Annotated in this window: 25 protein-coding genes; 13 read left to right on the plus strand and 12 right to left on the minus strand. The window is 63.9% G+C overall.

Annotation, left to right across the window (positions count from 1 at the left end; all coding sequences use genetic code 11):
- Positions 1-114: 114 nt before the first annotated feature.
- Positions 115-1,080, plus strand: coding sequence for an L-threonylcarbamoyladenylate synthase (locus tag SM763_RS17515; protein ID WP_065272466.1), 966 nt, complete (start codon positions 115-117; stop codon positions 1,078-1,080).
- Positions 1,081-1,198: 118 nt separating this feature from the next.
- Complete coding sequence (locus SM763_RS17520; protein WP_065272465.1) at positions 1,199-1,645, plus strand: DsrE family protein; 447 nt, start codon at positions 1,199-1,201, stop codon at positions 1,643-1,645.
- Positions 1,646-1,721: 76 nt separating this feature from the next.
- On the opposite strand, the gene SM763_RS17525 is transcribed toward SM763_RS17520, so the two are convergent.
- Positions 1,722-2,276, minus strand: coding sequence for a YqgE/AlgH family protein (locus tag SM763_RS17525; RefSeq protein ID WP_368999320.1), 555 nt, complete (start codon positions 2,274-2,276; stop codon positions 1,722-1,724).
- Between the two features lie 176 nt (positions 2,277-2,452).
- On the opposite strand from SM763_RS17525, the gene SM763_RS17530 reads away from it, so the two are divergent.
- Together SM763_RS17530 and SM763_RS17535 are read left to right on the plus strand one after the other, a co-directional pair.
- Positions 2,453-3,319, plus strand: coding sequence for a protein-disulfide reductase DsbD domain-containing protein (locus SM763_RS17530; RefSeq protein ID WP_490363292.1), 867 nt, complete (start codon positions 2,453-2,455; stop codon positions 3,317-3,319).
- Positions 3,316-3,780 carry an NUDIX hydrolase gene (locus tag SM763_RS17535; protein ID WP_368999321.1) on the plus strand — a complete coding sequence of 155 codons (465 nt, stop codon included), beginning with the start codon at positions 3,316-3,318 and terminating at the stop codon, positions 3,778-3,780. The genes SM763_RS17530 and SM763_RS17535 overlap by 4 nt, the downstream gene beginning before the upstream one ends.
- On the opposite strand, the gene SM763_RS17540 is transcribed toward SM763_RS17535, so the two are convergent.
- The 6 genes from SM763_RS17540 to SM763_RS17565 form a co-directional block, all read right to left on the minus strand.
- Positions 3,702-7,148 (minus strand): efflux RND transporter permease subunit, encoded by a 3,447-nt coding sequence (locus SM763_RS17540; protein ID WP_368999322.1) that lies wholly within the window; start codon positions 7,146-7,148, stop codon positions 3,702-3,704. The two genes, SM763_RS17535 and SM763_RS17540, sit on opposite strands and share 79 nt — an antisense overlap.
- Positions 7,149-7,151: 3 nt before the next feature.
- Positions 7,152-8,621, minus strand: coding sequence for an efflux RND transporter periplasmic adaptor subunit (locus tag SM763_RS17545; RefSeq protein WP_368999323.1), 1,470 nt, complete (start codon positions 8,619-8,621; stop codon positions 7,152-7,154).
- 124 nt (positions 8,622-8,745) lie between these two features.
- Positions 8,746-9,288, minus strand: a complete 543-nt coding sequence (gene moaB, locus SM763_RS17550; RefSeq protein ID WP_065272461.1) for a molybdenum cofactor biosynthesis protein B — start codon at positions 9,286-9,288, stop codon at positions 8,746-8,748.
- Positions 9,289-9,301: 13 nt separating this feature from the next.
- The gene (locus tag SM763_RS17555; protein WP_368999324.1) at positions 9,302-9,922 is read right to left on the minus strand and encodes a LysE family translocator; all 621 of its coding nucleotides are present in this window, start codon (positions 9,920-9,922) and stop codon (positions 9,302-9,304) included.
- Positions 9,915-10,517 (minus strand): metallophosphoesterase family protein, encoded by a 603-nt coding sequence (locus SM763_RS17560; RefSeq protein ID WP_368999325.1) that lies wholly within the window; start codon positions 10,515-10,517, stop codon positions 9,915-9,917. Before SM763_RS17560 ends, SM763_RS17555 begins: the two co-directional genes overlap by 8 nt.
- Before the next feature lie 13 nt (positions 10,518-10,530).
- Entirely contained in the window at positions 10,531-11,307 is a 777-nt protein-coding gene (locus SM763_RS17565; protein ID WP_368999326.1) for a uracil-DNA glycosylase, read from the minus strand.
- A gap of 164 nt (positions 11,308-11,471) precedes the next feature.
- On the opposite strand from SM763_RS17565, the gene SM763_RS17570 reads away from it, so the two are divergent.
- Genes SM763_RS17570 through plsY form a run of 5 tightly spaced genes read left to right on the plus strand, consistent with a single transcriptional unit; the run spans position 11,472 to position 15,300 of the window.
- Positions 11,472-12,452 carry an aspartate carbamoyltransferase catalytic subunit gene (locus SM763_RS17570; protein ID WP_368999327.1) on the plus strand — a complete coding sequence of 327 codons (981 nt, stop codon included), beginning with the start codon at positions 11,472-11,474 and terminating at the stop codon, positions 12,450-12,452.
- A gap of 5 nt (positions 12,453-12,457) precedes the next feature.
- Complete coding sequence (locus SM763_RS17575) at positions 12,458-12,991, plus strand: hypothetical protein (protein WP_274831447.1); 534 nt, start codon at positions 12,458-12,460, stop codon at positions 12,989-12,991.
- A 1-nt stretch (position 12,992) separates the two neighbouring features.
- Positions 12,993-13,388 (plus strand): hypothetical protein, encoded by a 396-nt coding sequence (locus tag SM763_RS17580; protein WP_368999328.1) that lies wholly within the window; start codon positions 12,993-12,995, stop codon positions 13,386-13,388.
- On the plus strand, positions 13,385-14,695 hold the full coding sequence (gene pyrC / locus SM763_RS17585; protein ID WP_368999329.1) for a dihydroorotase: 1,311 nt from the start codon (positions 13,385-13,387) through the stop codon (positions 14,693-14,695). The genes SM763_RS17580 and pyrC overlap by 4 nt, the downstream gene beginning before the upstream one ends.
- Positions 14,695-15,300 (plus strand): glycerol-3-phosphate 1-O-acyltransferase PlsY, encoded by a 606-nt coding sequence (gene plsY / locus SM763_RS17590; RefSeq protein WP_368999330.1) that lies wholly within the window; start codon positions 14,695-14,697, stop codon positions 15,298-15,300. Before pyrC ends, plsY begins: the two co-directional genes overlap by 1 nt.
- Positions 15,301-15,328: 28 nt before the next feature.
- Here plsY and SM763_RS17595 read toward each other — a convergent pair whose 3' ends face one another.
- Positions 15,329-16,045 (minus strand): GGDEF domain-containing protein, encoded by a 717-nt coding sequence (locus tag SM763_RS17595; RefSeq protein WP_368999331.1) that lies wholly within the window; start codon positions 16,043-16,045, stop codon positions 15,329-15,331.
- 397 nt (positions 16,046-16,442) lie between these two features.
- Here SM763_RS17595 and SM763_RS17600 point away from each other — a divergent pair, with 397 nt between their 5' ends.
- The 4 genes from SM763_RS17600 to SM763_RS17615 all read left to right on the plus strand — a co-directional run bounded on the left by SM763_RS17600 (position 16,443) and on the right by SM763_RS17615 (position 18,447).
- Positions 16,443-16,919 (plus strand): YHS domain-containing (seleno)protein, encoded by a 477-nt coding sequence (locus tag SM763_RS17600; protein WP_065272451.1) that lies wholly within the window; start codon positions 16,443-16,445, stop codon positions 16,917-16,919.
- A 138-nt stretch (positions 16,920-17,057) separates the two neighbouring features.
- A complete protein-coding gene (locus SM763_RS17605) occupies positions 17,058-17,591 on the plus strand; it encodes a GbsR/MarR family transcriptional regulator (RefSeq protein WP_065272450.1) in 534 nt (177 codons plus the stop codon).
- A gap of 35 nt (positions 17,592-17,626) precedes the next feature.
- Positions 17,627-18,061, plus strand: a complete 435-nt coding sequence (locus tag SM763_RS17610) for a hypothetical protein (RefSeq protein ID WP_065272449.1) — start codon at positions 17,627-17,629, stop codon at positions 18,059-18,061.
- Positions 18,062-18,078: 17 nt separating this feature from the next.
- A complete protein-coding gene (locus tag SM763_RS17615; protein ID WP_065272448.1) occupies positions 18,079-18,447 on the plus strand; it encodes a hypothetical protein in 369 nt (122 codons plus the stop codon).
- Between the two features lie 55 nt (positions 18,448-18,502).
- On the opposite strand, the gene SM763_RS17620 is transcribed toward SM763_RS17615, so the two are convergent.
- From SM763_RS17620 to SM763_RS17635, 4 genes are all read right to left on the minus strand, one after another.
- Entirely contained in the window at positions 18,503-19,873 is a 1,371-nt protein-coding gene (locus SM763_RS17620) for a glutamate--cysteine ligase (RefSeq protein WP_274827554.1), read from the minus strand.
- 67 nt (positions 19,874-19,940) lie between these two features.
- The gene (locus SM763_RS17625; RefSeq protein ID WP_065272447.1) at positions 19,941-20,468 is read right to left on the minus strand and encodes a hypothetical protein; all 528 of its coding nucleotides are present in this window, start codon (positions 20,466-20,468) and stop codon (positions 19,941-19,943) included.
- On the minus strand, positions 20,465-21,298 hold the full coding sequence (locus SM763_RS17630; RefSeq protein WP_274834659.1) for a GNAT family N-acetyltransferase: 834 nt from the start codon (positions 21,296-21,298) through the stop codon (positions 20,465-20,467). Before SM763_RS17630 ends, SM763_RS17625 begins: the two co-directional genes overlap by 4 nt.
- Position 21,299: 1 nt before the next feature.
- The gene (locus SM763_RS17635) at positions 21,300-22,082 is read right to left on the minus strand and encodes a 16S rRNA (uracil(1498)-N(3))-methyltransferase (RefSeq protein ID WP_274834660.1); all 783 of its coding nucleotides are present in this window, start codon (positions 22,080-22,082) and stop codon (positions 21,300-21,302) included.
- Between the last annotated feature and the right edge of the window lie 3 nt (positions 22,083-22,085).

Here is a 22,085-nt window from a genome sequence, read left to right on the forward strand (position 1 = left end):
GCTAGTCTTTTACCCAGTCTTGGCATTGCTTACGAGGCCCTTTATATCTCGCGGCCTGTCCGATTACCTATCCTCTCGACCTTTTCAATCAACCAAAACGCCGCGTCACCCGCCATGTCCAGCCTGACCACCGAAATTCTGGGGACCTCAGATGCTGATCTGAGCCGCGCCGCCGATCTTCTGAAGGCGGGGCAGTTGGTGTCCTTTCCGACCGAGACGGTCTACGGCCTGGGCGCCGACGCCCGCAACGGCACGGCGGTGGCTTCGGTCTATGCAGCCAAGGGGCGGCCCAGCTTTAACCCCCTGATTGCCCATGTACATTCCGTCGCGGCGGCGCAGCAGCTGGTGCAGTGGAACGATTTGGCCGAACGGCTGGCAGCGGCCTTCTGGCCCGGGCCGCTGACCCTGGTCTTGCCACTGCGCGAGGACCACGGCGTTTCCGGACTGGTGACCGCGGGACTTCAGACACTGGCAGTTCGGGTTCCGGCCCATCCCACCGCCCTGCGGCTACTACGCCTCGTGGACGGACCAGTGGCAGCGCCCTCGGCCAACCCGTCGGGACGGATCAGCCCCACTACGGCCGCGCATGTACTGGCCGGGTTGAACGGCAGGATCGCTGCCGTCGTGGACGATGGTCCCTGCGGCGTAGGAGTGGAATCCACCATCGTTGGCCTCAGCGGACCAGACCCCATGTTGCTGCGCCCCGGCGGACTGGCAGCCGAGGATATTGAGGCAACCCTCGGTACGTCGCTGACCGACCGCGACGCAGCCGATCCCCTGTCGGCGCCGGGGCAGTTGCTGTCCCACTACGCGCCCAATGCCCGCGTCCGCCTAAACGCAACAGAGGCCGGTGAGGGCGAGCTGCTGCTCGGCTTTGGCTCCATGGACTGTGATCTGAACCTGTCAGCGGTCGGCGATCTGGCCGAAGCCGCCGCCAATCTGTTCGAACACCTGCACCGGCTTGATGCAATCGGTCAGCCGATTGCTGTCGCGCCCATCCCCGAACATGGCCTTGGCAGCGCGATCAACGACCGTTTGCGCCGGGCCGCCGCGCCCCGGGACGACAGTTCCGCGCACTGACCCGGCCCGAACGGCCAGCCAGATCCGCCAAAACCCCATCAATCATTCATATATTCGCTAGTCTCTATGCATAAACAGGATACCCGGCTATCCTGACCTCCTACTAGGGAGGAACATCATGAAACATTTACTGACAGCGGCCGCTGTAGCCACAAGCCTGTGCGCAGGCTGGACCACCGCAGCCCTTGCCGAAGGTGCCACGCATCACATCGCCGTTCACGTCAATCAGAATGACCCCAAGGTCATGAACATGGCGCTCAACAACGTGCAGAACCTGACCCGCTATTACGAGGCGCAAGGGGACACGGCGGTTGTGGAAGTTGTCGCCTACGGCCCCGGCCTGCACATGCTGATTCCGGGGAAAAGCCCGGTCGCGGACCGCATTGCAACCATGAGCCTTGAGAACGACAAACTGTCCTTTTCCGCCTGCGGCAACACCCACCGCAAGATGAGCGAGAAGGCAGGCAAGGAAGTTGCGCTGCTCGAGGAAGCCTCGATCGTGCCTTCCGGTGTGGTCCGGCTGGTGGAACTGCAGGAACAAGGGTTCTCTTACGTCCGTCCATAATTGGCGCAGACCTGACAGACAATAACATGCAGGGGCGACCCGTCCCTGCGTATCTCGCAGCACTGGCCGTGTGGGGTCAGGCGGTTCCGGCGCTTGAGGACAGCGACACCGGGTCCACGCCCAGCGTTTTCAACGCCGCGCCCCATTTTTCCAGATCGTCCATCTCGAACAACAGCTCGGCGCTGGCCTCGGCCGTCAGCCAGCCATTGGCGACGATTTCGCTTTCCAGCTGCCCCGGTCCCCAACCAGCATAGCCCAGCATCACGACCATCTTCTCTGGCCCGCTGCCTTCGGCAATGTCTTCCAGAATGTCCAACGTCGCGGTCATTGCAAAACCGCCCGGAACATCCAGAGAATTGACCCGCGAATGATATTCGTCCGAATGCAAAACGAAGCCGCGCTGGGTCTCGACCGGACCACCGAAACGGACAGGCAGAGATGCAACATCGGTGTTTGCCTCGATCTCCAGCTGTTCCAGCAGACTGCCCAGCTGCACGCCCGGCGCCGTCTTGTTCACGATCAGCCCCATCGCCCCCTCATCACTGTGAGAGCACAGGAACACCACCGCATGTTCGAACCGCGGATCGCCGATTCCCGGCATGGCAATCAAGAGTTTACCTGTCAGATCCATATCGCCTGTCTTTCTGTCTGCTTGGTCCATCGGACCAGACCGCATGCGACCAGCATGCAGCCCCACGCCCAGAGGTGCAAGGGCTGGTCCCCTGCGACACTGAAGCAGCCAGATCTGACGAAGTCTGACCGGAACGTGACTTGGCATTTGCAGACGGAATGCGCATTTATTGGTGTATGAGACATGAACGCCCCTCCTCTCGCCCTGTGTCCCGATCTGTGTTCGGGCTGGCCCGTCTGAAATCCGCCGTGGCGGCCTGCGCCGTTCTTGCGCTGATGCCGGTTGCGACTGTGCAGGCGGGCGCATCGCCCGATCCGGTGCAGATCGAGATCCTCGATGGCGGGATGACGAAACGGGGCACCTATATGGGCGCGCTGCGGCTGACGCTCGACAGCGGCTGGAAAACCTACTGGCGGGCGCCCGGGGATGCCGGCATTCCGCCCAGATTTTCCTGGCGTGGATCGCGCAACATTGGCGACGTGTCGATGACATGGCCCGCCCCCGAAGTCTTCATGACCTCCGGCTACCGCACCATCGGCTATCACGATCAGTTGGTGCTGCCGATCGAGATCACCCCCGCGAATCCTGCCAAACCCGTCCGCATCAAGGGACGCATGGAACTGGGCGTCTGCAAGGACGTCTGCGTGCCATCCGAGCTGTCCTTTGATCACCGGCCAGACCCCGAGGCAGGCCGCAACCCGGCGATCATCGCGGCGCTGGCCTCGCGCCCCTATTCGGCGCAGGAGGCAGGCGTCTCCTCGGCGATCTGCAGCCTGTCGCCCGGCAATTACGGCATGCGCGTCGAAGCGCAGATCACCATGCCCAGCGCCGGCGGCGAGGAAGTCGCGGTGATCGAACCGGGCACACCGCATCTGATGGCCGGGGAAACCAGCACCGAACGGCGCGGCGGTATTCTGCTGGCACGGACCGAGTTCATGCCCGCAACCACCAACAGCCCGACCTCCATTGACCGGTCGAAACTGCGCATTACCGTGCTGGGGCGCAGCCATTCGGTGGATATCAAAGGCTGCGACGCCGGATGAGCCGCCCGGTTCTGGGCGCGCTGGCGGTGGTCTGCCAGACCGTGGCCGGACAGGACAGCGTGATCCTGATCCAACGCCGCAATCCGCCCAACGCAGGCTGGTGGGGCTTTCCCGGCGGTCATGTGGAATGGGGCGAAACCGCGCTGGAGGCCGCCGCGCGTGAATTGCACGAGGAAACCGGCGTCCTTGCCTGTCCGCGGGGCTATCTGACCAATGTCGACGTGATCCTGCCCGGCCCGGACGAGGCGGTTTCGCACCACTACCTGCTGACCGCCGTGCTCTGCGATTATGTCAGCGGCGCCCCGACCCCGGATGATGATGCGCTGCAGGCCAAATGGGTGGCGGTGGACGATCTGCCCCGCAGCGGGCTGGAGCTGATCGATCAGGTGGCCGAGGTCGCGCTCTTGGCCCGGTCGCGCTGGCGCGACCGCAGCCCGTGGGACAGCGCCCCGATCACATAGGTCAGCAGCCCGAACACCACGGCCCCCAGCAGGAACAGGATGAGCCCCGCCCGCACCGGCTCCATCGTGGCCAGCCCGGTATCCGAGGCCATGAGCCCCCCACGCAAGGCCGGATGCAACGCGCCGGTGGCCATGGCCCAGCCCAGCGTCAGCACCAGCCAGCCGAGCTGTACCAAAGCCGATCCGGCGATCAGCCAGCGCAGAACCCGGGTATGGGCGCGCTGACCGGACCGCAGCGCCCGGCGCAGCGATGTGATGGGCCGCGCCGCGTCCCGCTGCACCGCGACCAGTGCGGGAACCACCAGAAGCACCAGGAACATGCCAAAACCCAATCCGTAGACCAGCGTGATCACCGTCGGTTTCAGGAACTGCGCCTGCTGCGAGCTTTCGTACATCAAGGGCGCCAGCCCCAGCACGGTGGTCAGCGTCGTCAGCATCACCGGTCGCAAACGGTCCGCGGCCCCGTCGATGATCGAGGGCACCAAGCCGCGCTCAGCCGCGTATTCGTCGATGGTTGTGACCAGCACGATGGAATCGTTGATGATGATCCCGGTCATGCCCAGAAGCCCCACCACCGTGAACATGCTGAGAGGCACCTCCCAGATGTAATGCCCCCAGATCGTCCCGACGAGGCCGAAGGGAATGATCGCCATCACCACGATGGGCCGCGTCCAACTGGCAAAGATCCAGGCCAGCACCAGGTAGATGCCGGTCAGGCACAGGATCAGACCGGTGCCCGCCTCGGACAGGAAAGTGTCTTCCTGCTCGCTGAGGCCCGCAAGACGCCATTCCACCTGACGCTCGCTGGCGATTGTCGGCAGGATCTCCTCCTGCAGCGCGGTGATCACCGCCTCGGCGCGGGCGGGATCGTCCTCGGAGATATCGCCGGTAACGCTGATCACCCGGATGCCGTTTTCGCGCCGCACGGTGGAAAACCCGCTGCGTTGGCTGACCGAAACGATATCGGCCAGCGGCACATAGCTGCCGCCCGGCGCCCGCATCAGGGTACGCTCCAGGAAGTCCGCCGTCAGCTCTCCCTCGGGCAGTTCGACCCGGATGGTGGCGCTGCGCGGTCCGTCCGGATAGGTCGCTGCCTCGATCCCGTTGAGCCGCGCCCGCAGCGCCCGGCCCAGACTGTCGATGGTAAAGTTCAGCGCCTGCCCCTGCGGAGTCAGATCCAGAATGACCTCTTCCTTGTCATAGGCGAGGTTGTCCTCCACCGCCGAAACCTCAGGATAGCGCAGGACGGCGGTTTTCAGATCTTCCGACGCCGCCTTCAGCGTCTGCACGTCGGCGCCGTAGAACTGCACGTCCATCGCATCGCCGCCCGGCCCCGAGCGCCAGCTGCGGAAGGAAACGGTCTCTGCCAGCGGATGGCGCACCACCTGTTGCTGCAGCTCCGCGACAAAGGCAAAACTGGAATAATCGCGTTTATCCGCGTCGATCAGCTCGATCGAGATGCCGCCCAGCAGGTCAGCGTCCTTGGCCTCGACACCTGACAGACCGCGCCCGGCATTGCCGCCAATCTCGGCCATGACGAAATCCAGCGGGTTTTCGCCATAGCGTTCAGCGTATTCCGCGCCCAGCGCCTCGGTCGCGCGCTGCATCTCGCGCATCATCTCCAGCGTGTCTTCGCGGGCCGCCCCCTCGGCCATGGCGAAATTGCCGGTGATCGAACCGCGCTCCGGCGCGTTGAAGAACCGCCATTTGACATCGCCGCCAATGAACAGCGCCAGCTGGCTGGCCAGAATGACCGCCGCGCCTGCCAGCACCACGTAACGCGCGCGCACCACCAGCGCCATCAACGGGCGGAACAGGACGTCCCGGACCCAGCGAAAGCCCCGGTTCACCGCCCGGTTGGGCCAGTCGTACCAGTGCCGCTGCTGCGCGTGGGTCAGGGCATGGGCCATGTGGTTCGGCAGGATCAGGAAGCATTCCGCCAATGAGGCCGCCAGCACCATGATCACCGTAAAGGGAATATCCCGGATCAGATCGCCAAAGCGCCCGCCGATGATGACCAGACCGAAAAAGGCGATGATCGTAGTCAGGGTTGCAGCAAACACCGGCAGAGCCATACGCCGGGCCGCGTTCTCGGCCGCCTGCATCGGCGTCTCGCCCAGCCGCCGAACCCGGAAATCGGCATGTTCGCCCACCACGATGGCATCATCGACCACGATCCCCAGGGTGATGATCAGACCAAAAAGTGAGACCATGTTGATGGTCAGCCCCGCCGCGTACATCAGCGCCACGGCCGCAAACATCGCCGCCGGAATGCCTGCCGCGACCCAGAAGGCGATGCGCACATTGAGGAACAGGAACAGCAGGATCAACACCAGCCCAAGCCCCATCAGCCCGTTGTCCACAAGGATGTTGAGCCGGTCCGAGATCGCCTCGGCCCGAGTGCGGATCAACCCCGCGGTGACGCCCTGCGGCAGGCTCAGCTGCAATTCGTCGACGACCTTTTCAACCTTGTGCTGGATGCCGATGGCATCGCCCTGATCCGAGCGGTCGACCCGCACCGACATCGCCGGATGCTCCCCCACGAAATAGGAGCGGCTGCGGTCGACGCCTTCGACCCGGATCGTTGCCACATCACCAATGGTCAGCGCCGATCCGTCCGCATTGGTGCGCAGGACAATTCCGGCCAGCTCGTCCGGCGTGCGTTTCTCGCTGCCGGTGCGCACGCGGGTATTGGCGCCGGTGACATCGCCCGCCGGATCGGCATCGACCTCGGCGGCGATGGCGGCAGCGATTTCCGCCATGCTGACATCATAAGTGATCAGCGCAGACGAGGGCACTTCAACGATGGTTTCCGGCGCAGCAACACCGCGGATAGTGGTGCGGGTGACCCCGACCTCGAACAGGCGCACGACCAGCTCATCCGCAAAGAGCCCCAATTGCTCGGAGCCGATATCGCCGGTGATCACCACGTCGGTCACCCGATCGCGCCAGGCACCGCGTTTGACGGTGGGCTCTTCCGCCTCTTCCGGCAGGGTGGTGACCAGGCTGACCGCTGTCTGCACATCGTCCGAGGCGCGTGACATATCCCAGCCCGGTTCGAACTCCAGCGTGATGGTGCCCAGACCCTCGCGGGAGATGGCGCTGGTTTCCTCGACCCCGTCCACCGCCAGCAAGGCCGGTTCCAGCGCCTGCACGATGGCGCTGTCCACGTCCTCGGGGCCGGCACCATCCCATTGCACCCGAACGGTGACGTTTTCCACGATCACATCGGGAAAGAACTGCGCCCGCATGTTGGGGATCGCCGCCGCGCCCAGCACCAGCAGGATCACCAACAGAAGGTTGGCCGCCGTCCGGTGACGGGTGAAGTAGCTTAGCAGGCCGCCAGCGGGCCGGGACAGATCGCGCATGGATCAGCCTCCCTTGCGGGCTTCGATACGGTTGACCAGTTGCGCAGGCACCGCCGTTTCCGAGAGCTGCGCCAGCACCCGTTTGCGAGCCTCTTCCGGCATCCGCGCGTTGCCTTCGACAAGAGCGACAAGACGGGCGCGGCGATCCTCGGTCAGCTCTATCAGCTCGGGCCCTGCGGCTTCGGGGGCAATCTCAGCCTTGGCGTCGATCCGCAGGGGTCGCACCCGGATACCCGCGCCCAGGAGGGGCGTGCGCCCAGTGACGATCTCGCGCCCGGCCAGGCCTTCGCCCCGGATCAGAACCGCATCGCCCTGTCTGCGCACCAGTTCCACAGGCAGCGCCTCCAGCCGGTCTTCGGCGCCCAGCACCAGCACCGCACCGTCGCTGCCCAGCGCCGAGGCAGGCACCCGCACGACATTCTCCACCGGCGGTTCGGTCACCGAAACGGTCACGAAATCCCCCGGTTTGAACCCTGGCGCCGCATCAAGGCGCGCATAGACCAGACGACCGGTCTGCCCGTCCCCGGCGGCGCCACTGACACGCGACAGCTGCCCGGTGGCCGACAGCGCGGCCCCGGCAGCATCCAGCATCACCCGCACAGGGGCCTCGATCAGGTGCCCGGCATCATCCAGCAGGCGGGCGTATTGCAGGGTCGAAACCCGGAAAGCGACCTCCAGCCGGTCCGCGTCCACCAGTTCGGCGAGTTTTTCATTGGCCGAGACGAGGCGCCCTTCGACCAGGCTGACCGCCTGCAAGGTACCGCTGAAGGCGGCCGAAATCGTGGTATCCGCCAGATCGCGCTGTGCGGTTTCCAGCGCAATCTCGGCGCGGGCCACCCGCGTCTTGGCCTGATCCACCCGGGCCTCGGCCTGCGAAATCGCCTGCCTGCGGGAAATCACCGCCTGCCGCGCCTGCGCTGCCGCCAGCGCTGCGGTTTCCACCGTTGCCGTGGTACCGACACCTCGTTCCTCAAGATCCAGCTGCCGCTGATAGGCCTTGCCGCGTAATTCCGCCTGATCCTGCGCGGCTTCGAGCTCATCATTGGCCAGGATCAGGGCCCGTCCCGCATCACGCTCTTCGGCGCGGGCATCCATCATGTCGGCCTCGGCCCGGTCCAGTGCCGCCTGCGCATCGGCAGGATCGATCTGCACCAGCAGCGCGCCTTCCTCGACGCGGCCCCCCTCTTCGAAATTCTCGGACAGGTGAATGACCCGACCGGCCAACGCGGTGCGCAACTCCAGCGTCCGGCGGCTGTCGATGCGGCCAAAGGCGATCAGCTCTGGCGCGATGGTCTGTACATCGGCCGAGACTACCCGCACCGCAAAAACGCGCTCGCGCGCAGGCGGCGTGCGCGGTTCGGCATTGAGCCGCGCCTGCACCGCGCCCATCACCAGCCAGCCCGCGTAGAGCAGCAGACCCAGCATCGCCGCCGTCAGAAACAGACCCGTCAAACTATGCCGCAAAAACCGCATTCATATTCCTTCCGGTGGCAGATGTTGCCGCTTCGATCCCGCAAAACACCCGGGCAGGCGCAATCGCCCACCTGAAAAGATAGCAACTGAACATACCCGTTACGAGGTTACACGCGGCCGCGGATCACTTCCGTCGCAGATGTTCGTCCAAACGGGGCATTATCTCGACGAAATTGCAGGGGCGGTGGCGGAAATCGAGCTGTCTGCCCAGGATTTCGTCCCAGCCGTCCTTGCAGGCGCCCGGGCTGCCCGGCAGCGCGAACAGATACGTGCCCCCGGCAACACCGCCCGTGGCCCGTGACTGCACCGCCGAGGTGCCGATCTTCTGCATCGACACGATGGTGAAGACGGTACCGAAGGCGTCGATTTCCTTTTCATAGACATCGCGGTGCGCCTCGACCGTGACATCGCGGCCCGTAAGGCCGGTGCCGCCGGTGGAAATCACGACGTCCACCTCCGGGTTCGCCACCCAGGCGCGCAATTGATCGGCGATCTCGCTGCGCTCATCCGGCAGGATCTTCCTGTCGGCCAGCACATGCCCTGCCTCGGTCAGCCGGTCCACCAGGACCTGCCCGGAGCGGTCCTCCTCCAGAGAGCGACTGTCCGAGACGGTCAGGATGGCAATGCGGACGGGAATGAAGTCTTTGCTCTCATCGATACGCGACATGGTCTGCTACGCCTTATGCTTTTTCCAGAATGGCCAGCCTCAGCGCGAGACCGGCAAAAATACCGCCAGAGATCCGCCCCAGCCAGCGCCCCGCCACCGGATTGGTGATCAGCCGCCGCCCGGCCTGCCCCGCAAAGATCCCGACCAACCCGTTGATCATGAAACCGCCCAGCGACAGGACCGCGCCAAAGATCAGGAACTGCAGCAGCACCGGGCCTGCCTCGGGGACCACGAATTGCGGGATAAAGGCGAGGACGAAAAGGATCACCTTGGGATTGGTGAGATTCACCAGAAATCCGGAACGAAAGGCCCGCGCCGCAGGCACCGCAGGCGCATCGCCGGAGGCCGGGCCGCTGCGGAAGGTGGTCCAAGCGAGATAGAGAAGATAGGCCACGCCGACCCAACGGATTACATCGAAAAGTCCCGGAACCGCAGCCACCGCCGCACCAAGGCCGAGGCCAGCCAGGATCACATGCACGAAACACCCCGCCGTGATCCCGGCGCTGGCCGCGACCGCCGCGCGCCGCCCCGAACGCAGCCCCTGACCAAGGCAGAACATCATATCCGCCCCCGGCGTCAGGTTCAGCGCCAGCGCCGCGGGCACAAAGGCAAGAAGCGTCAGCGGATCAATCATTGTTCACCTCGAAAAAACTCGCCGTCGGGCCAAGGTTGGCGCAGGCCGTCTGCCCGATCTTCCCGCGCGTGCCCCAGGCCTCGTGCACGTGGCCGAACAGGGCCAGCTGCGGCTGCAGGCGCTCAATCGCGGCGCGGATGGCAGTGGAGCCGACCGACAGGCCGGTGGAGGTGAGATCGCCCAGCCCCTTGGGCGGCGAATGGGTCACCAGCACGTCTGCCTGCGTGCAGGGTGCGAGCAGGTCCTCGGCCGCGTCTTCGGACAGATCCCACGACCAGGCGCCAAAAGGCGTTTCCGGCACGCCGCCGCCCAGCCCCCAGAAAGTAAGGCCATCGATTGTGACGCTATTTCCATGGAGCACATGGGCATGCCCGGGCGCAGCAGCGCGCAGCTCTTCGGCACTTTCGGCATTGCCGGCGACCATGACCATCGGCGCGGTGATCCCCGACAGCAGCTCCATCGCCTGATCCAGCCCCTGTCGCCCGTTGCAGAAATCACCAGCACCCACCACCAGATCCGCGTCAATGCTGGCCGCAACCAGATCGGCGGCGCGGGCGCGGGCCAAATGCAGGTCGGAAAAGGCAAGAATATTCATGTGTAAAGCCTCGTCAAAGGGCGGTGAGCCGCGCCTTCAGCTCCAGAAGGTCGGCCCAGGCGGCGCGTTTCTGCGCAGGTTGGCGCAAGAGGTAGGCCGGGTGGAACATCGGGATCACCGGCTTGCCCCAGACCTGATCCCACTCACCGCGCAGCCGGGTGATGCCACGTTTGCCCAGGACCGCCTGACAGCTGATATTGCCCATCAGCACCAGCACCTCCGGCTCGGCCAGCTCCACGTGGCGTTTCAGAAAAGGCACCATCATCGCCATTTCCGCAGGCAGCGGATCGCGGTTCTGTGGCGGGCGCCAGGGCAGCACGTTGGTGATATAGACGTTCTTGTCGCGGTCCAGATCGATGGCGCCCAGCATCTTGTCCAGCAATTGCCCGGCACGGCCAACGAAAGGCCGCCCCTCGCGGTCCTCGTCGCGACCCGGGGCCTCTCCGATGATCATCACGCGGGAACCGGCCTGACCGTCGCAGAACACCAGATTGCGGGCGCCGCGCTTCAGCTCGCAGTGATCGAAGGCGGCCATCGCCTCGCGAAGTGCAGGCAGGGAGGTCGCAGCTGCGGCGGCCTTTTGCGCGACTTCGACCGGGTCCACCTCGGGGAGTCGCTGGATCTGTCCGGGCTGCGGTGCATCAGGCTGCGCGCCGCGCGCGGGTTTGGGCACCTGCTGCTCCAGCTCGTAGCGGTTCACGGGCGTTTCGCACAGGGCTTCGGTTGCGCCCAGTTCGATCTGCCACGCGAGCAAGGCGCGGGCGCTGTGATAATCCAATGCCGATTCCATGGCGCAAAGCTACTCTGCCTCAGCGCCAAGCGGAACCAGAGACTTGCGCATCGGGACAAGAGGTAACACCTTTGAGCCAAACCACCCCGCAGCGGCAGCACGGTGCCTTGCCCGGCAGCGACGCCGCGCCTATAAGGGCGCGCAAACAGCGCGGAGCCTGCCTCATGTCTCATGTTTCCCCACCCCCCACCGGCCCCGGTTTTGCAGCCCGTCATCTGTTGGGGATCGAGCATCTGAAGCCCCATGAGATCACCGAGATCCTAGATCTGGCCGATACCTACGTGGATCTGAACCGCCGCCCGGAAAAACATTCCGACGTGCTGGCGGGGCTGACGCAGATCAACATGTTCTTTGAAAACTCCACCCGCACGCAGGCCAGCTTCGAACTGGCCGGTAAAAGGCTGGGCGCGGATGTGATGAACATGGCGATGCAGGCGTCCAGCATCAAAAAGGGTGAGACGCTGATAGACACCGCGATGACGCTGAATGCGATGCATCCCGATCTGTTGGTGGTGCGCCATCCCCATTCGGGCGCCGTGGACCTTTTGGCGCAAAAGGTAAACTGCGCGGTGCTGAACGCGGGCGACGGGCGGCATGAACACCCGACACAGGCGCTGCTGGATGCGCTGACCATCCGCCGCGCCAAGGGACGGCTGCATCGCCTCAACATCGCGATCTGCGGCGACATCGCACACAGCCGCGTGGCGCGTTCAAACCTGATCCTTCTGGGCAAGATGGAAAACCGCATCCGCCTGATCGGGCCGCCAACGCTGGTGCCCGGCCATTTCGCCGAATTCGGCGCCGAGATCTATGATGACATGCGCGAGGGGCTTGAGGGTGTTGATGTCGTCATGATGCTGCGCCTTCAAAAGGAACGCATGGACGGCGGTTTCATCCCCTCCGAGCGCGAATACTACCACCGCTACGGGCTCGATGCCGAAAAGCTGGCACTGGCCAAACCCGACGCCATCGTCATGCATCCCGGCCCGATGAACCGCGGTGTCGAAATCGACGGTACCATCGCCGATGACATCAACCGCTCGGTCATTCAGGAGCAGGTGGAAATGGGCGTCGCCGTGCGCATGGCCGCAATGGATCTTCTGGCCCGCAACCTGCGCGCCGACCGCCTGGCCGAGGCGGGCTGATCCCGGTGGAGGGTGTCATTCATATCCCTGCGGGCGAACACGGCGTGATCCGCCTGTTCCAGCTCGACATGCGCCCCGAACAGGCCGTCTTTCTGCGCGAACCCGGCGCGCTGGCGCAGGTACTGGGGATTGATGCGCTGGATATGGAACAGGTCGAAATCTTCCCGGTCAGCGACCTCGAAGAGCTTGGTCTGGCAGGCTACCTGACCGAAGGCATGGGCGTTCCGGAAGAGCAGATCGCCCCGGACCGGGAGCGCCTTGCCGCGCTCGAAGGACATGTCATGGTGATCCGCTCGCGCGCCTTTGGCGGACGCGAGATGCGCCTGACGCCCGCCGAGCAGATCCAGCCCGTCGCCACCTACGGCACGCCCGGCACCAGCTGGAGTGGCGCCCCGATTGAGACCGAAAGCGCCAAACCCTATTCCGCACCGAAGCTGGCCCCACGCAAGGCCCGCGCCGAGGCCCGCCGCATTGGCGCCACGCTTTTTGCGGTGGTGATGGGGCTGGTCGGGCTCGTGCTCTATCTGCTGGTGCGCTGACATGCAGCAGGGTACCGACGAGATCACCTTCACCCCCGACCGCAGCGCCTATATCCGCGCCCACGCCTGGATGGCGGCCTTTGCCATGGCGGCGGGCATGGGGATCCTCTGGGCGGCGGGCAATCCGCATATCTGGACCGGCGCCATCGGCGGGCTTGCTGCCATCGCCCTGCGCGGCTGGTACCTGGCGAGCGAGGAAATGGCCGTCGTCTGGCGCATCGCAGATGGTGTGCTGACCGGCCCCGCCGAGCGCCGGGTGCCGCTGGGTGAGATCGAGACCGCCCGGTCGATGGGCAGCTATGTCCAGATCATCACCCGGGGCGGTGACAAGCACCTTATCAAGTATCAGGCCGATCCGGCCGTCACCCTCTCAGCCATCGAAAGAGCCCGCGCATGACCACTCTGTTCATCAATGCCCGACTGATCGACCCCGAGGCCGGAACGGATGCGCCGGGGGCTGTGCTTGTCGCGGACGGTCAGATTACCGAAATCCTGCCCGAGGGTACGCAAGTCGAGCACCTGTTTCGCGCGCGAAACATTGACCCGGCAGAGGCCGAAGTGGTCGATTGCGGTGGTAAATGCCTCGCCCCCGGTATCGTCGATATTGGCGTGAAGGTGTGCGAGCCGGGTGAGCGGCACAAGGAAAGCTACAAGACCGCCGGCCTTGCAGCCGCGACGGGCGGTGTCACCACCATGATCACCCGCCCGGACACCAATCCCGCAATCGACAGTCCCGAAACGCTGGAGTTCGTCACCCGCCGCGCCCAAGCCGACACGCCGGTCAACGTGCTGCCCATGGCCGCCCTCACCAAGGGGCGCGAAGGGCGCGAGATGACCGAGATCGGTTTTCTGCTGGATGCGGGCGCCGTGGCCTTTTCCGACTGCGATCACGTGGTCGCCAATACCAAGGTGTTTTCCCGCGCGCTGGCCTATGCCAAAAGCTGCGGCGCACTGGTCATTGCCCACCCGCAGGAACCGGTGTTGAGCTCGGGCGCCGCCGCCAGCAGCAGCAAATTCGCCACCCTACGCGGCCTGCCTGCGGTCTCTCCCATGGCGGAGCGCATGGGGCTGGACCGGGATATCGCACTCTTGGAGATGACAGGCGCGCGCTATCACGCCGACCAGATCACCACCGCCCGCGCCCTGCCCGCATTGGAGCGAGCCAAGGCCAATGGGCTGGACATCACGGCTGGCACCTCGATCCACCACCTGACCCTGAATGAGCTCGACGTGGCCGACTACCGCACCTTCTTCAAGGTGAAACCGCCGCTGCGCGCGGAAGAAGACCGGCTGGCGGTGATCGAAGCGGTGCGCAGCGGGCTGATCGACACGATTTCCTCGATGCACACGCCGCAGGATGAGGAAAGCAAACGCCTGCCGTTTGAAGAAGCCGCTGCCGGCGCCGTCGCACTGGAAACCCTGCTGCCTGCGGCCCTGCGCCTGTATCATGCCGAGCAACTGGATCTGCCGACCCTGTTCCGGGCGATGTCCCTGAACCCCGCAAAACGGCTGGGTCTGGCTTGCGGGCGTATGTCTGCCGGGGCACCTGCGGACTTGATCCTGTTCGATGCGGATGTGCCTTTTGTGCTGGACCGCTTTACGCTGAAATCGAAATCGCAGAATACCCCCTTTGACGGCCAGCGGATGCAGGGCAGAGTGCTGGCAACCTATGTGGCCGGCGCGCCCGTTTTCCGGAGAGACTGATGCCTGCATTCGACACCCCGTTCCTGATGATGCTGCTCTGGGCCCTTGTGGGTTACGGGCTGGGGTCAATTCCCTTTGGTCTGGTGCTGACGCGGCTGATGGGCCTTGGCAACCTGCGGGACATCGGATCGGGCAATATCGGCACCACCAATGTGCTGCGCACCGGATCGAAACTGGCGGCCTTGCTGACGCTGCTCCTGGATGGCGGCAAGGGCGCGGTCGCAGTCATTCTGGCGCGGACGCTGGCCGGAGAGGACGCGGCGCAGCTGGCGGGGCTTGCGGCTTTTCTCGGCCATTGTTTCCCGGTCTGGCTCGGCTTCAAGGGTGGCAAGGGCGTTGCGACTTTCCTGGGCCTGATGCTGGCCCTGGCCTGGCCGGTGGGCGTTGCTGCCTGCCTGACCTGGCTGGCAGGCGCTGCGATCACCCGCATGTCCTCAGCCTCGGCGCTATTGTCGGCGCTGGCTGCCCCGGTTTGGGCGCTGCTGCTGGGTGTGCCGCAGATCGTGACGCTGACCATTGCCCTGACCGTGATCGTTTTCTGGCGCCATTCGGAAAACATCGCCCGCCTGCGCGCCGGAACCGAACCGAAAATCGGCCAGAAATAACCCCAGCGGCTTCCCCGGCAAGACCGGCCTAGGAGGCCATCGACACCGGCGCACCGACGCGGTTGCGCCCCTGACGTTTGGCCAGATAAAGCGCCTCATCCGCGCGCCGCAACACGTCCTCCAGCGGGTTACGGCCATCGGCATAGCCAAGCCCGATGGAAATCGTGCAGTTCAGCTCCTTGTCCAGAACCTTGACCGTCTGCCGTTCCACCGCCTGGCGGATCTCCTCGGCGCGCCGCATGGCATCATCAAGATCCTTTTGCGGCAGGCAGACCACGAATTCCTCGCCACCATAACGCGCCGCCAGCCCGTCCTGCTTCACGTGTTCTTCGATCACCCCAGCGACGCGGCGGATCACCTCGTCCCCCACCAGGTGGCCATAGGTATCGTTCACCTGCTTGAACAGGTCGATATCCAGCATCAGGAAACTGCCGCGAAAATCCCCCTGCATCTCATGCATCTGCCGCATGAAATGACTGCGGCTGAGCAGGTTGGTCATCTGGTCATGGGCCAAAAGATGCTCCAGCTGTTTGTTAAGCTGGTGGATTTCAAGCGAGCGGTTGGCCGACATCAGGCAGGCAGGCGGCGCGATCAGCAGTGGCCCCAGAATCGAAGCCCGAAGCATATCGGTCGACAGCCCATCCCCCAGCAACAGCCATGTCAGCAGAACCGAAAGGCAAACGGCCATGCCGGTAATGCCCACGACATATTTCCACTTGTCGGCCTCGGAGCGAATTTTAAACATGATGACTCTTGATCGGATGTGCGGTCCGGTTCCTAGCATGCAATGGTTAAAGCTCCCTGCCGCGCAAAAGCAGTTTTAACCATTCTTTTGCGTCAGGCCCTGTTCATCCGGTCAGGCTCCCTGTCCTTTGTTCGCAATGCGCTGGTGCGGCGCAACATTCGACACTGCGACCGCAGGCGCCGTACCCCCATCACAAAAAACACGCAGCCTTGTGATGTGCAGTTCTGAACACCCAAAAGTGCCACCAAGCGCAGTCACTATGAGTTGTTTTGAACGTGAGCGCCTCTGCCTCCACATGGGTGCTGTGACAGCCGCAAAGGGTTGCACGCAGACTATCGACCCAAGGGCCGACACGTGGCGCATTTCGCCATCGGCCCGCATTCCAAAGGATGGAACCATGAACAAATTCAAGACTATTGTGAGCGGTGTCGCGCTGTCCGTTGCACTGGCGACTTCGGCGATGGCAGCAGGCGTGGAACTGAACGCGTCCTCGACCGGCCTGGCCCTGCAAGGCTACGACCCGGTTGCATATTTCACCGTTGGTGAGCCGACCCCCGGCAACTGGAAAATCACCGCGCTGCACAACGACGCTCTGTATCGCTTTGCTTCCGAAGAAAACAAAGTTGCATTTGAAAAGAACCCCGAAGCCTACCTGCCCGAGTACGGCGGATACTGCGCATTCGGCGCGGCCATGGGCTTCAAATTCGACGGCGACCCGACCCTGTGGAAAATCGTTGACGACAAACTGTACCTGAACCTGGCAACCGACATCCAGGAGCGCTGGGAAGGTGACGTCGCAGGCTTCATCGAAAAAGCCGACGCAAATTGGGGCGACATCGAACACAAAGATCCGGTTGAGCTGCAGAACCAGTAAGGTTCCCACGCCTTAGCAAAAGCGACCTCACTCACGGACGCTTTACCCGGCGGCAGGATTCCCCTGCCGTCGGTTTTTTCTTGACTCGACTCGCAATCCAGTTATTTCTGCAATTACAGAAATTTCAGGATCGCTCGAATGAACCTCACCCCGGCCATGCAGAATTTCATCCTCCACTGGGGGGAAATGGGCTCCAAATGGGGCGTGAACCGGTCTGTTGCGCAGATCCACGCGCTCTTGCATATCTCGCCCGATGCGCTGACCGCCGAGGAAATTTGCGACACGCTGAACCTTGCCCGTTCCAACGTGTCCAACGGGCTAAAGGAACTACAGTCACAAGGGCTGGTCAAATCCTCCCGCCAGCTGGGCGACCGACGCGATCATTTCACCTCGATCCGCGACATGTTCGATCTGGTGGATGCCGTGATCGCCGCCCGCCGTGAACGCGAGTTCGCCCCTACCTTACGCGCCCTTGAAGAGGTCATGGCCGAGGCCGAAGAGGACAACACCCCCAAGGTCATCAAGGCGCGCATGGGCGAGACCCTGCGCGTGATGCAGATGTTTGATGACTGGTACATGGACTTTTCCCGCCTGCCCCGCGCGGTGCATCTGGCGGTGCTGAAGATGGGATCGAAACTGGTGCGCTTCCTGCCCGGCGGTAAATCCGACTAGACCTGCCCAAAAAATTTTACCTGGAGATTTCACAAATGACAGAAATAACTGATAGGCTAAAAAATACTGAGCCCGAAGTCGTGGCAAAGCGCCACCTGGTGGACCCCGTTGCCTTCGCCCTCGCCGTTGTCGGCGGGCCGCTGCTGGCTGGATTGATAGGAGCACCGACTCTGATCAGCCCCTTCGCCACCCTTATCGGCGGACCAGTTTATGTTCTGGCCGGAACACCAATAATGCTGGCCTACCTGGCCATGCGCGACTCCACTCCGGAAGCATGGGCAGGGCTGGCATTTCTTACCAACCTCATTCTGTTTGGGATCATTCTACAACTGCCTGACATGTCCCGTTCCACACAAAGCTGGGATGGCATGCGCTTGGTTTGGGGAAGTCTCTTTGCCCCTATCTGGGGCTGGATTAGCGGCTGCATTTACGCCTCTCTCAAACGTGATTTTTACAAACAACCCCTCTGAATCGAAAGGACACCACCATGCTGTTTCAAATCGCAACCTACCTCGCCCTCGCCCTTCTCATGGTCACCGCGATGACCCTGATGATCCTCAAAATTTCCAGCATCTTAGGCGACTGCCCGCAATCGGGCAGTGCCGCGCAGGCGGCAGGCGTCACCATCGCAACCGGCTATGCCATGATCGCCCTCGGGGGCATCGGGCTGATCGGCGCCGCGATGCCGGTGCTTGACCTAGGTGTCTGGGGCCTGTTGCCCGCGCTCGGCTTTGCTGCGATCTGCCTCGGTCTCGGCTTCGCCCACGCCGTCGCCACCCTGCGCGCCGTGGTCCGCGAGGCGGTGAACCCACCTGCCACAGTTGCCACAGGCAAACCGGCCGCAAGCGCCGCTTGAGCCCAGGCCCCCAGAAAGCGGGGCGCCTCAGCGGCGCCCCGTTTTACGTTTTGGATCAGTAGCTGTATTCGGCGTAGATCCGGGTCAGATCGCCGTTCCAGTCGCCGTGATAATGCTCCAGCAGTTCGTCTGCCGGGACCTTGCCGCTGTCGATGCTTTCCTTCAGTGCATTCAGGAAATGCGTCTCGTCAGGGACCATGCCACCAGCGCCGGGACGGGCGCGCGCCTTGAGGCCTGCCTCGGAAATCTCCAGCACCTGACGCGCCAGATCGTGCATCTTGATGTCTCCGACCTCGGCCTGCAGCGCCTGTTCCGCCGCGCCCACGCGCAGGGCCTCGCGGGTTTCCGCATCCCAGCCCTTGACCAGATCCCAGGCCGCATCGAGGCTGTTTTGGTCGTACATCAGCCCCACCCAGAAGGCCGGCAGCGCACAGAGCCTGCGCCAGGGGCCGCCATCGGCGCCGCGCATCTCCATGTATTTCTTGATCCGCGCCTCGGGAAAGGCGGTGGTCAGGTGGTCGGCCCAATCGCTGAGCGTCGGGGTTTCACCGGGCAACGCGGGCAGTTTGCCATTGAGGAAGTCGCGGAAGGACTGGCCCAGCGCGTTGATATATTCACCATCGCGGTAGACGAAATACATCGGCACATCGAGCGCGTACTCCACGTAGCGTTCAAATCCCATGCCCTCTTCAAAGACGAAGGGCAGCATGCCGGTGCGGGCATCATCGAGATGGCGCCAGATCTTGCTGCGCCAGGACTTGTGGCCGTTGGGTTTACCTTCGAAGAATGGCGAATTGGCAAACAGCGCAGTGGCCACCGGCTGCAACGCCAGGGCGACGCGCAGTTTCTGCACCATGTCGGCCTCGGAGGCGAAATCAAGGTTCACCTGCACCGTGGTGGTGCGGCGCATCATGTCCCGGCCCATGGTGCCAACCTTGGCCATGTAATCGTTCATCAGCCGGTAGCGCCCCTTGGGCATCAGCGGCATCTCGTCATGGGTCCAGATCGGAGCAGCGCCAAGGCCGATGAAACCGACGCCAATCTTGTCGGCGATTTCCTTCACCTCGCGCAGGTGGACGTTTACCTCGTCGCAGGTCTCGTGAATGGTTTCCAGAGGCGCGCCCGAAAGCTCCAGCGCCCCGCCGGGTTCAAGGCTGACGTTGGCGCCATCCTTGGTCAGGCCAATGAGGTTGCCGCCTTCGGTGACGGGCGACCAGCCATAGCGGTCGCGCAGCCCTTCCAGCACCGCCTGGATCGAGCGTTGACCAGCATAAGGCAGCGGTTTCAGCGTATCCTTGCAATAGCCGAACTTCTCGTGCTCGGTGCCGATGCGCCAATCGGCGCTCGGTTTACAGCCGGAGGCCAGGTATTCGGCCATCTGTTCGTGGCGTTCGATCGGTCCGCCGCCGGACTGGGGAATGGACATGCCGGGCACTCCGTCCTGTTGTTTCGCTGTTTTCGGCGGTCAGAAGTGGGGCCAAACGACGCCGGTGTCAATGCAGCCTTTGGTGGGTGGGTCGGCTTGGGATGCGCTCCCAGATCACGACCTGGTGAGCACCGGCCTTGCGCAGCTCGGCCAGCATCCTTTCCGTGCGCAGCCCCGGAAGGCTGGCAAAGACGTCAAACAGTGCCTCGTGACCTTCGGCGTTGACCGGGATCGCCAGCGGCGGCTGCCCCGGCTGCTCCAGCACCCAATGGGGCGGTTTCGCTGTATGATCCAGCCGCAGCCGTTCGATTTCAGAGGCCGCAACGGCGCCACCTGTGAGAGGGCCGAAATAGGCGATCTGCCCTTCGTCCACCTGGACCACACCCGGCCCGCCTGCGCCCAGCCGGAAGCGCAACCGCTGCGCGCCTACCACGGCCAGAACCAGCCCGACCGCGATCAGCGCCCAGCCGGTCATGGCGGTAAATCCATAGGAGGTGAAAGCCCATTTCAGCCCCACCAGCAGCATCAGCGCCGCGACGATCAGCTCGCGCCAGCGCCACAGGCTGGCCTGTGCTTCGGGTCGGATGAAACTCATGGCACCTCCTGTTCCGGGGCAAAAAGCACCAGAGAAAATGATCCAGCGGGCCGGAACCCGATTGCCTCATAGGCGCGCTCTGCTGCCGGGCTGGCGGCGAACAACACGGCCCGCTGCGCCCCGGCCTTGCGGGCCTCGTCCAGATGCAGGGCGACGGCAAGGCGGGCCAACCCCCTGCCCCGCAAACCCGGCGGCGTATAGACGCCACCGATCTGCACCACCTCCGGTATCTGGGCATTGAACCCTGTCATGGCAACCGGCTGGCCTGCAATAACAAGAACCCGGTGACTGTCATGATCGAGGTAACCGGCGATATCCTGCGCCGCCTGTTCTTCACTGACATCCGCCCCAGTTGCCAAGACTTCGCGATGATAGGCCGCCCGCCAGTCCAGCACCAGATCGCGCGGCGCCGCGGCCAGCGGAATCAGCGCCGCCTGTTCGGCCTTCGGTATTTCCAGCTGGTCAAGGTCAAGGGAGAACCCCGACTCGTCTTCATCCAGCCGGGTCGGGCGGGAGACAAGATCGCTGGCGGCGAGAAAGGCGCGCAGCTGTGCGGTGTTTCCGGCGCAGCCCACGATGCTGCGTCCCGCCAACAGCACCGATGCAGCCTGCCAGTCTTCGGCGCGCGCGTGGGGCGCCTGCATCAGCACCATACCCGCCTCTGTCAGACCAAAGACGCCCGAGTGGTCATCCTGCACCCAAAGATCCGTCGCCTGTCCATTGCCGGGATCCTGCAGGTTGCCCAGAAGGAACATCGAGCTTTGCAGATGCTGGCGCAGCAGGCGCTCTACCGGCGGAATGTCAGCCGCGCGGGCGGCGCGCCAGACCATGTTACCAATCCCCGAGACTTTGCTGCCACAGGGTCATTGCCGCCACCGCTGCGGTGTCGGCGCGCAGGATCCGCGGGCCAAGACTGACCACATGGGCCTGCTGCATCCCGTGCAGACGCTTACGCTCAGCCTCAGAGAAACCGCCTTCGGGACCGATGAGGATGGCCCAAGACCCTGGCTGAGAGACTTCGCCCGGACGATAGGCCGGGCAGCGTCCGCCCGCCCCCGGACGGCCGCCACCCTCGACGCGATCCAGAAACAGCCTCTGCCCCACCTCGGCCTCGTCGCAGAACATCAACTGACGCTCCTGCGGCCAGTGATCCAGCAGGCGCGAGAGTTTCTGCAGATCCGTCACCTCGGGAACGAAGGTACCACCGCATTGCTCGGCAGCCTCCACCGCGTGGGCCTGCAGCCGGTCCTGACGGATGCGCTCAGAATTGGTGAATTCGGTCTGCACCGGCATGATCCGCGCCGCGCCCATCTCGGCGGCTTTTTCGACGATAAAATCGGTGCGCGCCTTTTTGATCGGGGCAAAAATCAGCCACAGGTCTGGCGGCATCTGCAAGGGGCGCGTCTGCTCAAGACAGCTCAAAACCCCGCCGCGTTTGCCCGCTTCGGCCACCTCGGCCAGCCATTCTCCATCGCGCCCGTTGAACAGGGCCACCTTGGCGCCGACAGCCTGCCGCATCACCCCAAAGAGGTAATGCGCCTGATCCCGGTCCAAAGGAATGGTTTGCCCTGCCCCCAAGGGGTGCTCTACATACAGTCTGATCTTCGCACTCATGAG

The sequence above is a fragment of the Pseudophaeobacter sp. C1-32P7 genome, assembly GCF_041008775.1.
GTDB classification, from domain to species: domain Bacteria; phylum Pseudomonadota; class Alphaproteobacteria; order Rhodobacterales; family Rhodobacteraceae; genus Phycobacter; species Phycobacter gallaeciensis_A.

Bases quoted from the DNA above. Each gene is read 5' to 3' on its own strand.
- SM763_RS17515 (WP_065272466.1), top strand. From the start codon at position 115: ATGTCCAGCCTGACCACCGAAATTCTGGGGACCTCAGATGCTGATCTG.
- SM763_RS17520 (WP_065272465.1), top strand. From the start codon at position 1,199: ATGAAACATTTACTGACAGCGGCCGCTGTAGCCACAAGCCTGTGCGCA.
- SM763_RS17525 (WP_368999320.1), bottom strand. From the start codon at position 2,276: ATGGATCTGACAGGTAAACTCTTGATTGCCATGCCGGGAATCGGCGAT.
- SM763_RS17530 (WP_490363292.1), top strand. From the start codon at position 2,453: ATGAGACATGAACGCCCCTCCTCTCGCCCTGTGTCCCGATCTGTGTTC.
- SM763_RS17535 (WP_368999321.1), top strand. From the start codon at position 3,316: ATGAGCCGCCCGGTTCTGGGCGCGCTGGCGGTGGTCTGCCAGACCGTG.
- SM763_RS17540 (WP_368999322.1), bottom strand. From the start codon at position 7,148: ATGCGCGATCTGTCCCGGCCCGCTGGCGGCCTGCTAAGCTACTTCACC.
- SM763_RS17545 (WP_368999323.1), bottom strand. From the start codon at position 8,621: ATGCGGTTTTTGCGGCATAGTTTGACGGGTCTGTTTCTGACGGCGGCG.
- moaB (WP_065272461.1), bottom strand. From the start codon at position 9,288: ATGTCGCGTATCGATGAGAGCAAAGACTTCATTCCCGTCCGCATTGCC.
- SM763_RS17555 (WP_368999324.1), bottom strand. From the start codon at position 9,922: ATGATTGATCCGCTGACGCTTCTTGCCTTTGTGCCCGCGGCGCTGGCG.
- SM763_RS17560 (WP_368999325.1), bottom strand. From the start codon at position 10,517: ATGAATATTCTTGCCTTTTCCGACCTGCATTTGGCCCGCGCCCGCGCC.
- SM763_RS17565 (WP_368999326.1), bottom strand. From the start codon at position 11,307: ATGGAATCGGCATTGGATTATCACAGCGCCCGCGCCTTGCTCGCGTGG.
- SM763_RS17570 (WP_368999327.1), top strand. From the start codon at position 11,472: ATGTCTCATGTTTCCCCACCCCCCACCGGCCCCGGTTTTGCAGCCCGT.
- SM763_RS17580 (WP_368999328.1), top strand. From the start codon at position 12,993: ATGCAGCAGGGTACCGACGAGATCACCTTCACCCCCGACCGCAGCGCC.
- pyrC (WP_368999329.1), top strand. From the start codon at position 13,385: ATGACCACTCTGTTCATCAATGCCCGACTGATCGACCCCGAGGCCGGA.
- plsY (WP_368999330.1), top strand. From the start codon at position 14,695: ATGCCTGCATTCGACACCCCGTTCCTGATGATGCTGCTCTGGGCCCTT.
- SM763_RS17595 (WP_368999331.1), bottom strand. From the start codon at position 16,045: ATGTTTAAAATTCGCTCCGAGGCCGACAAGTGGAAATATGTCGTGGGC.
- SM763_RS17600 (WP_065272451.1), top strand. From the start codon at position 16,443: ATGAACAAATTCAAGACTATTGTGAGCGGTGTCGCGCTGTCCGTTGCA.
- SM763_RS17605 (WP_065272450.1), top strand. From the start codon at position 17,058: ATGAACCTCACCCCGGCCATGCAGAATTTCATCCTCCACTGGGGGGAA.
- SM763_RS17610 (WP_065272449.1), top strand. From the start codon at position 17,627: ATGACAGAAATAACTGATAGGCTAAAAAATACTGAGCCCGAAGTCGTG.
- SM763_RS17615 (WP_065272448.1), top strand. From the start codon at position 18,079: ATGCTGTTTCAAATCGCAACCTACCTCGCCCTCGCCCTTCTCATGGTC.
- SM763_RS17620 (WP_274827554.1), bottom strand. From the start codon at position 19,873: ATGTCCATTCCCCAGTCCGGCGGCGGACCGATCGAACGCCACGAACAG.
- SM763_RS17625 (WP_065272447.1), bottom strand. From the start codon at position 20,468: ATGAGTTTCATCCGACCCGAAGCACAGGCCAGCCTGTGGCGCTGGCGC.
- SM763_RS17630 (WP_274834659.1), bottom strand. From the start codon at position 21,298: ATGGTCTGGCGCGCCGCCCGCGCGGCTGACATTCCGCCGGTAGAGCGC.
- SM763_RS17635 (WP_274834660.1), bottom strand. From the start codon at position 22,082: ATGAGTGCGAAGATCAGACTGTATGTAGAGCACCCCTTGGGGGCAGGG.